Origin of the sequence: Nitratireductor sp. ZSWI3, assembly GCF_024655565.1 — a bacterium.
Lineage (GTDB): Bacteria > Pseudomonadota > Alphaproteobacteria > Rhizobiales > Rhizobiaceae > Nitratireductor.
In genome coordinates, this window is the sequence record NZ_JANKOF010000122.1 from 1 (window position 1) to 12,532 (window position 12,532).

At 66.0% G+C, this 12,532-nt stretch carries 14 protein-coding genes and 1 tRNA gene; 10 read left to right on the plus strand and 5 right to left on the minus strand.

The annotated features are described in order from the left end of the window. Positions 1-178 precede the first annotated feature (178 nt). The 4 genes from NUU27_RS23105 to NUU27_RS23120 all read left to right on the plus strand — a co-directional run bounded on the left by NUU27_RS23105 (position 179) and on the right by NUU27_RS23120 (position 2,911). The gene (locus NUU27_RS23105; RefSeq protein WP_257764655.1) at positions 179-919 is read left to right on the plus strand and encodes a GGDEF domain-containing protein; all 741 of its coding nucleotides are present in this window, start codon (positions 179-181) and stop codon (positions 917-919) included. Positions 920-1,314: 395 nt separating this feature from the next. Continuing rightward, positions 1,315-1,521, plus strand: coding sequence for a hypothetical protein (locus NUU27_RS23110; protein ID WP_257764656.1), 207 nt, complete (start codon positions 1,315-1,317; stop codon positions 1,519-1,521). Between the two features lie 114 nt (positions 1,522-1,635). After that, positions 1,636-1,887: a GlsB/YeaQ/YmgE family stress response membrane protein gene (locus NUU27_RS23115; protein ID WP_257764657.1), complete on the plus strand. Its 252-nt coding sequence runs from the start codon at positions 1,636-1,638 to the stop codon at positions 1,885-1,887. A gap of 256 nt (positions 1,888-2,143) precedes the next feature. Next, a complete protein-coding gene (locus tag NUU27_RS23120) occupies positions 2,144-2,911 on the plus strand; it encodes a GGDEF domain-containing protein (RefSeq protein WP_257764658.1) in 768 nt (255 codons plus the stop codon). 97 nt (positions 2,912-3,008) lie between these two features. Here the strand turns inward: NUU27_RS23120 and NUU27_RS23125 are convergent. Continuing rightward, a tRNA-Ile gene (locus NUU27_RS23125) sits at positions 3,009-3,085 on the minus strand. Positions 3,086-3,195: 110 nt separating this feature from the next. Here NUU27_RS23125 and NUU27_RS23130 point away from each other — a divergent pair. After that, positions 3,196-3,921, plus strand: coding sequence for an SIMPL domain-containing protein (locus tag NUU27_RS23130; RefSeq protein ID WP_257764659.1), 726 nt, complete (start codon positions 3,196-3,198; stop codon positions 3,919-3,921). Positions 3,922-4,024: 103 nt separating this feature from the next. On the opposite strand, the gene NUU27_RS23135 is transcribed toward NUU27_RS23130, so the two are convergent. The 3 genes from NUU27_RS23135 to NUU27_RS23145 all read right to left on the minus strand — a co-directional run bounded on the left by NUU27_RS23135 (position 4,025) and on the right by NUU27_RS23145 (position 5,387). Then, positions 4,025-4,378, minus strand: coding sequence for a hypothetical protein (locus NUU27_RS23135; RefSeq protein WP_257764660.1), 354 nt, complete (start codon positions 4,376-4,378; stop codon positions 4,025-4,027). Between the two features lie 97 nt (positions 4,379-4,475). Beyond that, positions 4,476-4,892 carry a ketosteroid isomerase-related protein gene (locus NUU27_RS23140; RefSeq protein ID WP_257764661.1) on the minus strand — a complete coding sequence of 139 codons (417 nt, stop codon included), beginning with the start codon at positions 4,890-4,892 and terminating at the stop codon, positions 4,476-4,478. Positions 4,893-4,940: 48 nt separating this feature from the next. Continuing rightward, entirely contained in the window at positions 4,941-5,387 is a 447-nt protein-coding gene (locus tag NUU27_RS23145; protein WP_257764668.1) for a YcgN family cysteine cluster protein, read from the minus strand. Between the two features lie 182 nt (positions 5,388-5,569). Between NUU27_RS23145 and NUU27_RS23150 the strand changes: the two genes are divergently transcribed. Continuing rightward, positions 5,570-7,654, plus strand: a complete 2,085-nt coding sequence (locus tag NUU27_RS23150; protein WP_257764662.1) for an OmpA family protein — start codon at positions 5,570-5,572, stop codon at positions 7,652-7,654. 160 nt (positions 7,655-7,814) lie between these two features. Here the strand turns inward: NUU27_RS23150 and NUU27_RS23155 are convergent, their stop codons facing one another. Continuing rightward, entirely contained in the window at positions 7,815-8,507 is a 693-nt protein-coding gene (locus NUU27_RS23155; protein WP_257764663.1) for an orotate phosphoribosyltransferase, read from the minus strand. Between the two features lie 185 nt (positions 8,508-8,692). Here NUU27_RS23155 and NUU27_RS23160 point away from each other — a divergent pair, with 185 nt between their 5' ends. From NUU27_RS23160 to NUU27_RS23175, 4 genes are all read left to right on the plus strand, one after another. Continuing rightward, positions 8,693-9,082 (plus strand): YciI family protein, encoded by a 390-nt coding sequence (locus NUU27_RS23160; protein WP_257764664.1) that lies wholly within the window; start codon positions 8,693-8,695, stop codon positions 9,080-9,082. Further along, complete coding sequence (locus tag NUU27_RS23165; protein WP_257764665.1) at positions 9,079-10,332, plus strand: RNA polymerase sigma factor; 1,254 nt, start codon at positions 9,079-9,081, stop codon at positions 10,330-10,332. The genes NUU27_RS23160 and NUU27_RS23165 overlap by 4 nt, the downstream gene beginning before the upstream one ends. A 92-nt stretch (positions 10,333-10,424) precedes the next feature. Beyond that, positions 10,425-10,793 (plus strand): YciI family protein, encoded by a 369-nt coding sequence (locus NUU27_RS23170; protein WP_257764666.1) that lies wholly within the window; start codon positions 10,425-10,427, stop codon positions 10,791-10,793. 212 nt (positions 10,794-11,005) lie between these two features. Beyond that, positions 11,006-12,532: MFS transporter (locus NUU27_RS23175; protein WP_257764667.1), on the plus strand; the 1,527-nt coding region annotated here is incomplete at its 3' end.

Sequence of the window (12,532 nt, forward strand, 5' to 3'; positions counted from 1 at the left end):
CCCGCCGGTCCGCCGGCGGGGCCTTGCCATATGATGAAACGGCGTCCGCCGTCCGCTCATCGCCGATCCGGGTCCAGGTTCACCATAGGGAAAATTTAGATCCAAAATGTTTCCCCTTGTTAACATTCTCGCGTTATCCGTGCAGCCGGGGGACGGCTGAAAGTGTTGGATCGGTGCTTTGTGGAAGATTGTTTTCAACGCCGCCTTGCTCACTCTGGGCGTCATTCTCGTCGGCCAGTTGATCTCGTTGTCCGTTCGATGGCTCTACGACGAGCCGTTCACCGGCTTCGTCATGCTGATGAATTCGGTTCTGCCGTTGTGCACCGCCTTTCCGGCCGGCCTCTACATCTTCTGGCAGAATGACAGGCTGCGCGGTGCGCTGACGGCGCTCGAAGAGGCGCATCGCCGGCTCGAGCAGCGCGCCACGCACGACCAGATGACGGGCTTCCTCAACCGTGAAGCGTTCTTCGAGCGGCTGAAGACCGTCCGCCGAAAAACCGATTCGGGGGCTCTCCTGCTGATCGACGCCGATCACTTCAAATCGGTCAACGACACCTATGGGCATCAGACCGGCGACCGGGCGCTCAAGCTCATCGCCGACGCCATTCAGCACGCCGTGCGTGCGCAGGACATGACAGGGCGGATCGGCGGAGAGGAGTTCTGCGCCTTCCTGCCGGCGGCAACGCGGGACGAGGCGATCCTCATCGCCGAACGGCTGCGCGCGGCGGTCGAGCGCATCCTGTTCGAACCGCGGCCCGGGGAGCGCCGGCTGCTCTCCGTCAGCCTCGGCATCGCCATGGCCGATGGAGAGCGCACCGCTTCGCAGTTGATGCGCGAAGCGGACCTGTGTCTCTACGAAGCCAAGCGAAGAGGGCGCAACCGGGTTGTATCCGCCCGTCCGAAGAAACTCGTCGCCTGACGCGTTGCCCGCAGATGGAGGAAGGACACAAAAAAAGCGGGCCTAGCCCGCTTTCCTTCGTTCCTGGGACAGTTCGGAGCGCCGGTACATCCATGGTCGCAGCCGCGTCTTCCAGGTCAAATACGGCCGCTTTCGGGGAACCTCACCGCATATCTTGCAGGACCTTCCGCGCCGATCGGCGACCGATGGAAACCATATGGTCATGCCGGAGGGCAATTGCAAGGCCGCATCGAAAGTATTTGGCCGATGGAGAAACATTCAGCCGGCAAGATGAGCCCTCCATCAATTCGCTTTAGGCGCATGTCCGCAAGAACGTCGCCATCTGCCGATGAGCCATTTTGCTCCGATGACGAGGCCGCGAATATGCTTGAAGGATCAGCATCACGGAGATCCTCATGCGCAATCCCCTCGCCTGCGCCCTGACGGCACTGCTGCCCTTCGTTCTGCTGGGATGCACGCATATGCAGCCCATGGCGAACACCGAGGCAGAGACCACCAGAACCACCTCGTCCGGCAACAGCTCCTATTACACGGGCAGCATCGTCCGTGCCGCGCCCGCCCCGCGAGCGCCCGCCGCGGGCTACCGGCTGACGCAGCAATAGCAATAAAGACGGCCTCGCAGCGTCGGCAGGTTCTCCACACGCCGGGCGTCGCGTTGCTTGCCGATCGTTTCCACTCGTGGTTTCATCGGCGCGGCAACGTCACAGGAGGCCATCATGGGTTCAGCAGGAGTGGGCTGGCTTGCAGCCATCATCATCGGCGGTATCGCGGGCTGGCTCGCCGAGCAGTTCATGAAAACCAACAACGGCCTGGTGCTGAATGTCGTTCTCGGCATCGTCGGGGCGATCGTCGCCAATGCGTTGCTTGGCTTCTTCGGTGTCGCGCTGACCGGCTGGATCGGCTACCTCATAGCCGGCTTCATCGGCGCCTGCATCCTGATCGCCCTCGCCCGGGTGATAAAGCGCTAGCGCGTCGGCCCGAAAATCGGAATCGGTTTTCGGAAAGCACAATGCGCAGATTCAAAGACTTCCAGCGCCGTGCATCCAGGTGGACGCACGGCGCTGTAGCATCGACTCTTTGCGAAGAATTCTGCCGGATGGGGAGGCGTCCTCGTCCGGATTTTCGGCCAGGCAACCGGATTGTTAAGATTTTAGGCGTAGACGCAATGTTTGCGTTCACGACTGAAGAGTTGCCGGGGTGTGGAGCGTCACACAAAAAGCTGCATTGGTCACGTTCGCCGCGGTCGTCGGCACGGTGCTGATCGAGTTCGCCATCAGCATGGCCACCGGCCGGCCCTATCCCTTCTTCGTCTTCGTTCTCGATGTGCTGATGCCCGCCGCCATGGGGTTTCCGGTAGCCTATCTCCTGTTTCGCCAGCAACACCGTCTGCGCGCCGCCGCGGCTGAACTGAAGCAGGTCAATGCGGAGCTGACGCATAAGGTCTCGCGCGACCATCTGACCGGCTTCCTCAACCGGGAGACCTTCTTCGAGCGGACCGGCGGGTTGCGCCGCAGGAGCGATGCCGGTGCGCTGCTCCTGATCGATGCCGACCATTTCAAGACCATCAACGACACCCACGGGCATCTGGTGGGAGACGAGGCGCTGCGCCTGATCGCCGGCGCCATCAGCCGGTCCGTCCGCGACACGGACGTGCTGGGCAGGGTCGGTGGCGAGGAGTTCTGCGTCTTCCTCCCCTCCACCGAACGCTGGGAAGCCGTCGTCGTCGCCGAGCGGCTGCGCGCCGGCGTCGAGCAGCTCGATTTCAGGCCGATACCCGATGTCCGCCATCCGCTTTCCGTGAGCATCGGCGCCGTCATGCACGATGCCGGTGAGAGCATGTCAAAGCTGATGCGCCGGGCCGACATCGCCCTCTACAGGGCCAAGGCCAGCGGTCGCAACATGGTCGTGATGCCCCGCGAAACCCGGCTCGTGGATAGTGAGCCAGTGGCTTGCAGGAATCGGATTCAAGCCGTTACATTGAGGTCTTGGTGATTCTCACGAACTGAAAATATCTAGACTTAAAGTTCGGCCTAGTAGCTTAGTATTTCACGAATAACCGGGAAAAATCCAATACTTTATTGGATTTTATTGGTGGGCCCGGAGGGACTCGAACCCCCAACCAAGCGGTTATGAGCCGCCGGCTCTAACCAATTGAGCTACAGGCCCGGTGAGCGATGGATTAGTTGCTTTTTCGCCGCGGCACAAGACACCTCGCCGCAATCGTCCCACAATCCCCCGATACAGCGCGAACCGGATGCTATGAAAGGAGATTTTCCATGACCAAATCGATTCCGGCCGTCCTCGCCATTCCCGCCCTTGCCGCCTCGCTGATCGCGGCGGTGCCGGCGATCGCCGAGGAGTCCGCTCCGAAAATCGTCGTCACCGGCGAAGGCGAAGCCGCCGTCAGCCCCGACATGGCCGTCCTCACCCTGGCGGTGCTGCGCGAAGGCGAAACGGCGCGCGAGGCGCTCGATGCCAACAACGAGGCGATGGCCTCGGTGATCGCCGCGATGAAGGAAGACGGCATCGAGGCGCGCGATCTGCAGACCGGCGGCCTCTCCATCAACCCGCGCTACATCTATCCGGACGAGAAGAATGGGGAGAAGAGCCCGCGCATCGTCGGCTACGAGGTCTCCAACGCGCTCACCGTCCGCATCCGCGACCTCGACAAGGTGGGAACCGTTCTCGATCGCTCCGTGACGCTCGGCGTCAACCAGGGCGGCGGCCTCACCTTCACCAACGACGATCCTTCCGCAACGCTGACGGAAGCCCGCAAACGGGCCGTCGCCGACGCCATGGACAAGGCGAAGACCCTCGCCGAAGCCTCCGGCGTCACGCTCGGCAAGGTGATGCAGATCTCCGAACAGACCTTCCGTCAGCCGCCCATGCCCTATGCGGGCAAGATGCTGCGCGCCGAGGCGGCCTCCGATGCGGTTCCGGTCGAAGCCGGCGAGAACACCTATCGCGTCCAGGTCACCGTGACCTTCGGTCTCGATCAGTAAGCGGTCGGCCGGCGAGCCGCTCCGGCCGCCGCGCTGCCGAACAAAAAAAGCCGCCGGTGCGAACCGGCGGCTTTTTTTGTCTGTGGGGCGTGTCCTGGAACGATCAGCGGATCACCGGGCAGCCGGGCTGGCGGGCGAACACCATGCGCGCGCGGTGATGGTTCATGCGACCGGCGACGCGGATCACGCGGCGATTGACATCGACGATGCGGGCCCGACGCATGCCGAAGCGCTCGGCCTTGCGCAGCGCGTGCTGCGGCGAGCAACTGCGGTAGTGGCGGCCGGGGCGCTCCGCACGGTGCCAGCGATAGCTCTCGCCATGCACATAGTCGCGGGACGGCGAACCGATGCCGAAGCCGAAATAGAGACTGTCCGCCTGCGCGGCGCTCGGGATGGACGCCAGCGTCCCCAGTCCGATCAGAGCCGAAAGGCCAGCCATTTTGATCTTGTGGAACATGATGCTCTCCTCGTTTGGGCAGGAACGCCTCCTGCGATGAAGAGCACCTTGTCATTCTGCTCCTGAACCGTTCGAGAACGGATTGTTCATGCGGCATTCACCCGTCGCGGCCGAGCGCCGACCGCCAGGTCGCCGGGTTGCGATAGGCGCTGATACGAGTGATCGATCCGTCGTCGACCTCGAAGAACAGGCCGCCCGGCAGGACGTAGGACTGCCCTGTGGCCTGCGGCAAGCCGTCCGCCGTCGCCCGATAGGTGCCGCGAATGGTGAACTCCGCCGCTGCCCGCACGCCGCCGGGGGCCACCATCACCGCGATGTCGGCGAGCCGCTCGTCGAAATGCCTGGCGAACAGCCCGAGCCGCCAGCGCAGCTTGTCGCGGCCGATCTCGCGCTCGGCGTCGAACGGGTCGTGCGCAACCTCCTCGCCGACCAGGGCCAGCATCGCCTCATGATCGCCGGCATTGAAGGCCTCGAGATAGCGCGTCACCAGCGCCCGGGTTTCCTGCTCAGACATGTTCATCGGTTCCTTGCTGACGGGTTCGGGAATAAGCCGCGCAGAAGCTTATGGTTCCTCGTGCAATATGTAAGGGAAATAGTCCTCGGGCTCGTCGAGTTCGTCCTCGATCGCCTCGACGCGGCCGAGCATCGATGCTCCCGCCTCGTGCACGGTCTCCGGGTCGCCGGAGACGAGCGGATGCCACCAGAAGAGGTCGCGCCCTTCCGCCACCAGCCTGTAGGCGCAGGTGGACGGCAGCCAGCTGATCGTCGTCACGTTCTGCGGCGTCAGCCGCACGCAATCGGCAACGCGCGCCAAGCGGTTGTCGTAATCCCGGCAGCGGCAGGCCTCCGGATCGAACAGGCGGCAGCCGACGCTGGTCCAGTGGATCTCGCCCGTATCCTCGTCCTCGAGTTTGGCAAGGCAGCATTTGCCGCAGCCGTCGCAGAGGGATTCCCACTCCGCCTCGGTCATGGCGGCAAGCGACTTGGTTTTCCAGAAAGGTTCCGTCATGCCGGAGCTTTCGCGCGCCGGCGCCGGCGCGTCAAGCATCTTCTCCGACGCATTCTTGCCACAGCTTTGCCCCGCCTCCGGCATGGTTCTGCACGTCCTGGTTTCAAATCGCCGGAGGGCGGAACCATGTGCCCCCTTGCCTGTTGAAGCGCCGATGGGACGTCCCGATCGAGGAGAAACCAATGACCACGCAAAAGCGCATCCTGACGACCACGGCCCTCGGGCTGCTCCTGGCAGCAGCGCCGATGGCGCTCGCGCCCATGCCCGCCGCGGCACAGGAGCGCGGCCAGGTCCTGGCGCAGGCGGAAAAGCCGGAAGGCATGTCTGACGAAGCCTGGCAAGAGCTATTGAGAAGGCGTCAGGGCGGCGAGCAGGGAGGCCGCGAAGCGCCTGCCGAGCCGCGCGGCAACGGGCAGCGACAGCCCGACGCGGAAGCACCCGCACCTGAACCGACCCCCGCCCCCGAGGAGCCCCGCGCGCAGGAGCCTGCACCCGAGGCCGCTCCTGAGTCGCAGATGCGGCAGGAGGCTCCCGCCGAGGAGCAAAGGGCACCCGAGCCCGAACCGAGAGCTGCGCCCGAGCCGGAACCCGAGCCCCAGCCCGAGCCCGAGCCGGAACCGGAACCGGCTCCGCCCGCTGCGGAGGAACCCGCGCCTGCACCGGAAGCGCCGGCAGCGCCCGAACCTGCTCCGGCACCCAGGCAGGAACGGCCTGCCATAGATCCGGGACAACAGGAGCAGCCCAGCGAGCCGCCCGCGGCGGAGGAAGCACCGGCAGCCGAACCGCCGGCAGCCGAGGAACCCGCTCCGGAGGCTCCGGCGCAAGAAGCTCCCCCGGCCGGACAGCAGCCGGATGAAGCGCCCGCTGCAGACGAACCCGAGCCCGAGGCTCCGGCCGAGACGGCGCCGGCCGAAGAGCCTGCACCGGTTCCCGAGCCCGCCCCCAGGCCCGAGGGCGCAGCGCCTGCCGAAACACCGGCTCAGGACGAGCAACCCGCCGAGCAGCCCGCGCAGGATGAGCAGCAGCCTGAGCAGCCGGCCGAGGCCGGCGAGGAGGCGCAGCCCGAGAATGCCGCGCCGGTGCTCGACAGCCAGAAGGAAGGGGCCGGCGAGGAGGCCGCTCCTGCACAAGAGGAGACCGCTCCTGCGCAGGAAGAGACCGCTCCTGCACAGGGCGAGGCGGCTCCTGAAGAAACCGCGCCTGCAGATGCAGAGCCGGCACCGGAGGGCGCAGCCGCTCCGCCGCCCGAAACCGACGCGGACGCCCAGACCGAGGTCATCGATGCCGAGACCCTGCGAACCGAGCTGCAGAACATCCTCAGCCAGGAAGGCGAGCGGATCGAGATGGGCACGACACGCGAGGAGCGCCTCCAGCGCCGACGCGAGCTGCTCGTGCGGCCCGAGGGCGCCGAGGTCGTCCGGGAGTTCAACGACAATCGCACCATCATCGAGATCAACAACCAGATCTATGTGGAGAGTCCCGACAGTGACCGGCTCATCCTCGACGACGACGAGGTCTATTACGAGCAGCTGCCGCGCGAGCGCGTACGCGAGGTGGTCGTGCGGCCGGACGGCGTGCGCATCATCACCGTGCGCAACCGCTTCGGCGACGTTGTCCGCCGTGTGCGGATCGCCCCCGACGGGACCGAGCAGATCCTCGTCTTCGTTCCCGACGAGCGCCTCGACATGATCGACGAATGGCACGACCCGGCAGAAGACCTGCCGCCTCTGCGCCTGACGATCCCGGTCAGCGAATACATCCTGGAAGCCGAAAGCGTCGAGGATCCCGACCGCTACTACACCTTCCTGGAGCAGCCGCCGGTCGAGCCGGTGCGCCGCATCTATTCGCTGGACGAGGTGAAGCGTTCGGCCCGTGTCCGCGACATGGTGCGCCGCATCGACCTCGACACGATCGAGTTCGCCTTCGGCTCGGCCGAGATCGAGGAGAGCGAGATCGACGAACTGGAGGCGATCGCCGCCGCCATCGAGCGGATGCTTCAGGAGAACCCGGCGGAGACCTTCCTGATCGAAGGCCACACGGATGCGGTGGGTTCTGACCTCGCCAACCTCGCCCTGTCCGACAGGCGTGCCGAATCCGTGGCCCGCGCGCTCACCGATGTCTTCGGCATCCCGCCGGAGAACCTGGTGACCCAGGGTTATGGCGAACGCTACCTGAAGATCGACACGCAGGAGCGGGAACGGGAGAACCGCCGGGTGGCGCTGCGCCGCATCACGCCCCTTGTCGCACCGGTGGCGAGCGCTAACTAGACCGTGGAGCGATGCCGGGACACGGCGCGCCTTCCCCGATGGGGTGTCGCCGTGCCCGAGCCTTCTTTCCGCTCAGTACCCGCGTTCCCGGGAAAGCGGAAAGAGCCCGGCCGGAAGTTCCCTCCTCCGGCCGGGTTTGTCGTTGTGATGGCGCGAGAATTCAGCCGAGGGCCGAAATGCCGCCATTCGCCGCCGACCAGTCGAGCGGGGCGTTGAGGAATTTCTCCACCTCGCCGAGCGTCTTGTCGTCGAACAGCTTTTCCTTGCGGGCCACCGCCAGCACATCCCACCAGGTGGTGAGGTAGTGGAGCCGCATGCCGGCATCCTCGAGGCGCTTCGGCGTGTCGGGGAAGATGCCGTAGTAGAAGACGGCGAAAGTGTCGGTTACCTCGGCGCCGGCGCGGCGGATCGCCTCGGCGAATTTCAGCTTGCTGCCCCCGTCCGTGGTCAGGTCTTCCACCAGGAGCAGCCGGGCGCCTTCCTTCAGATTGCCTTCGATCTGCGCGTCGCGGCCGAACCCTTTCGGCTTCTTGCGCACATAGAGCATCGGCAGGGCAAGCCGGTCGGAAAGCCACGCCGCGAAGGGAATGCCCGCCGTCTCACCGCCCGCCACCGCGTCGAACTTCTCGAAACCGGCATCGCGCAGCACCACGGACGCGGCGAAATCGATCACGCCGGAGCGGATGCGCGGATAGGAGATCAGCTTCCGGCAGTCGATATAGACCGGGCTCGCCAGTCCGGAAGTGAAGGTGTAGGGCTCGTCGGCGCGAAAGTGCACCGCCTTGATCTCGAGCAGCATCTTGGCCACGGTTTCGGCAATCAACGCGCGGTCGGGAAAAGTGTTGGCGAACATGGCTGGCCCTCGGTTTGTGACGCGGTTTCCAGCTATCAGGATTGCGCGCCGGGAGAAAGTTTTCTTCGCAATATTTTGGTGGATGGTGCGGTTCGGGGGTTTACGGCCCTTTGGCAGAAAACTCTCGACGCCGGCTGTCGGATTGCGGCAAGCTCCGGCGTCTTCCAGTCATGAAAGGAACCGGAATGCTCTACGCCATCCTCTGCTATCACGACGAAGACGTCGTGATGTCCTGGTCCAAGGCCGAGGACGATGCCGTGCTCGCCAAGCGCCATCGCGTCCAGCAGGAACTGGTCGACAAGGGCCGCATGGGCCCGGCGATCCGCCTCGTTCCCACCTCCGCCGCCACGACCATACGCGGAGCCGCCGGCGACGAGCCGGTGGTGTTCGACGGCCCCTTTGCCGAGACCAAGGAACAGCTCCTCGGCTTCTACGTGGTCGATTGCGACAGTCTCGAAGAGGTCATCGATTTCGCCAAGCGCATGAAGCAGGGCGAAAGCGTCACATTCGAGATCCGTCCGATGCGCATCTTCAAGGAAGGCACCCTTTCGGGAAAGGAAGTCCTCGCACCATGACCGACCTGGCCTGGATCGAAACGACGCTGGTCGGCGCCCGTCCGCAGGCGATGGGCGCTCTCTTGCGCTATTTCCGCGATCTCGACCGGGCCGAGGAAGCCTTTCAGGAAGCCTGCCTGCGCGCCATGAAGAACTGGCCGCTGAAGGGCCCGCCGCGCGATCCCGCCGCCTGGCTGATCTTTGTCGGGCGCAATGCGGCGCTCGATCATGTGCGGCGCGACAGCCGCAACACGGAACTGCCGCCGGAAGATCGCATCTCCAACCTGGACGACGTCGAGGCCGACATGGCCGAACGGCTGGACGACGCCCATTATCGCGACGACATCCTGCGGCTGATGTTCGTCTGCTGCCATCCGGACCTGCCGGCCACGCAGCAGGTGGCGCTGGCCCTGCGCATCGTCTCCGGCCTCACCGTGCGCGAGATCGCCAGCGCCTTTCTGGTCGGCGAGAAGGCCATGGAGCAACGCATCACCCGCGCCAAGCGCCGTGTCGCCGAGGCGAACGTGCCCTTTGCCGCACCCGATGCGGCCGAGCGCGCCGAGCGGCTGGGCGCGGTGGCGGCCATGCTCTACCTCGTCTTCAACGAAGGCTATTCGGCGACCAGCGGCGACAGCGTGGTGCGCGCCTCCCTGTGCGACGAGGCGATCCGCCTGGCGCGGCTTCTCTTGCGCCTGTTTCCGGCCGAGCCCGAGATCATGGGGCTGCTCGCCCTGATGATCCTCCAGCACGCCCGCAGCGCCGCCCGTGCCGACGCGGACGGCAATCCGGTGCTCCTCGAGGACCAGGACCGCACCCTGTGGAACCGGCACCTGATCGACGAGGGGCTGGTCCTCGTCGAAAAGGCACTCCGCCACCGCCAGCCCGGCCCCTATCAGCTCCAGGCGGCGATCGCCGCCCTGCATGCCCGCGCGGCAACGCCCGAAGAGACCGACTGGATCGAGATCGACCTTCTCTACCAGATGCTCGAGCGCCTCCAGCCCTCGCCCGTGATCACCCTCAACCGTTCCGTCGCCGTTTCCAAGACGCGCGGGCCGGAAGCCGCCCTCGAGCTGATCGCGCCGCTGGCCGAGCGCCTCTCGGGCTATTTCTACTTCCACGGCGTGCGCGGTGCATTGCTGAGCGAACTCGGCCGCGCCGCGGAGGCGCGCGAGGCCTTCGATCGCGCCATCGCGCTTGCCCGCACGCCCGCCGAGGCGGCCCATATCCGCCAGCATCTCGACCGTCTTTCCGCCGACAGCCGCGCCTCGTAAAGTTTTTGCGAAAAATTTTGTCGGGTGGGTGTCGAAGGCCGCGTCCTTTGAGCAGCGACGCCATCGGGCGCCGCGCAACCAAGGAGAGACCAATGCGATTCGTATGCCTGGTTTACCTCAATGAAGCGACGCTCGACGCCCTGCCGGCCGACGAGATGCGCAAGCTGGACGAAGACTCCCTCGCCTATGACGAGACGCTGCAGAAATCCGGCCACATGATCGTGGCGCATGCCCTGCGGTCGACCTCGGAGGCGCTTTATCTGCGCAGCCGCGGCGGCAAGGTGGTCACCATGGACGGACCCCACGCCGAGACCAAGGAGCAGCTGATGGGCTTCATCCTGATCGAGGCCAGGGATCTCGATGACGCCATCGCCGTCGCCAGCAAGGTGCCCTGCGCCGCCTACGGCACCATCGAGCTGCGCGCCGTCGCCTATATCGAAGGCGAGACGCCCGCCTCCTGACGGAAAGCTGACAGGGGGCCTGTGCCACATTGCGCGCCTGCCTCGATCAGCGAGCCCGTCGGAATCCCGACGCACTTGTCACTCCCACCGTTCGATGTCCCGGCGTTAAGACGAGCCCATGACCGGGACAGACAAGCTTGCTCGACCCGAGGTCCAACGACCGATCTGAGCGTCCGCCACGGCGGGCGCGACAACGACGAGAGGATTTCGTCATGACCGCTTCAACCGAAACACGGCGCGCCGGCCGGCGCGAATGGATCGGCCTCGCCGTGCTCGCCCTGCCCTGCATGCTCTATTCGATGGACTTGACCGTTCTCAACCTGGCCGTGCCGCATCTGAGCGCGGCGCTGAAACCGACCAGCGCCGAACTGCTCTGGATCGTCGACATCTACGGCTTCCTCATCGCCGGCTCGCTCATCACCATGGGCACGCTCGGCGACCGGGTCGGCCGGCGCAAGCTGCTCCTGATCGGCGCCACCGCCTTCGGCCTGGCGTCGATCCTGGCCGCCTTCTCGACCACGCCCGCCATGCTGATCGCCGCGCGCGCCCTGCTCGGCCTTGCCGCTGCGACGCTGGCGCCCTCGACCCTGTCGCTGCTGCGCAACATGTTCCACGACCCGCAGCAGCGTACCTTCGCCATCGGCGTGTGGATCGCCAGCTTCTCGGCCGGAGCGGCCATCGGCCCGCTCGTCGGCGGCGTCCTGCTCGCCTATTTCTGGTGGGGCTCGGTGTTCCTCATCGCCGTGCCGATCATGATCCTCCTTTTGATCGTCGGGCCGTTCCTCCTGCCCGAGTTCCGCGATCCGGATGCCGGCCGGCTCGACATTTTGAGCGCGCTGCTGTCGCTGGCGGGCATCCTCGCCATCATCTACGGCATCAAGCACTTCGCCGAGCACGGCTTCTCGACGACGGCACTGGCAGCCATCGCCATCGGCCTGGCCCTCGGCGCGATATTCGTCCTGCGCCAGAAGCGGCTCGCCGATCCGCTGATCGACATCCGCCTGTTCCGGCGCCTGCCCTTCAGCGTTTCGCTGCTGGTCAACCTGCTGGCGCTCTTCGTCGCCTTCGGTTCCTTCCTGCTGATCGCCCAGTTCCTGCAGCTCGTGCTCGGCCTGTCGCCGCTCGAAGCGGGGTTATGGTCGCTGCCGTCGGGCCTGGCGTTCGTCGCCGGCTCCATGGCGACGCCGGCCATGACAAGCCGCATCCGTCCGCCGCAGCTGATGGCCGCCGGCCTTCTGGTCGCCGCCGCCGGCTTCGCCAGCGTCGCCTGGGCCGCCGCGGCCGGGGACCTCATAGGCACGATCGCCGCCTTCGCCCTCTTCTCCCTGGGCCTGGCGCCGGTCTTCACGCTGACGACGGACTTCGTGGTCGGCATGGTGACGCCCGAGCGGGCGGGTGCCGCCTCCGCCATCTCCGAAACCTGCACCGAGCTCGGCGGAGCCCTCGGCATCGCCGTCCTGGGCAGCGTGGTGACGGCCGTCTACCGCACGGGCATGAGCCGGTCGACGCCGGACGGCCTGCCGGCGGAGCTCACGGCTCCCGCGCATGACACGCTGGGCGGCGCGCTGATCGCGGCCGAGGGCCTGTCGGCCGATCTGGGCTGGCGGCTGACGCAGGCCGCCCAGGCCGCCTTCTCGCAGGGCCTCGTCCTGGCGGCGCTGATCTGCGCCGGGATCGCCCTCCTGACGGCGGTGATGGTGGCAGTGGTGCTGCGCAAGGTCGGTGCGGCGGAACCGGAG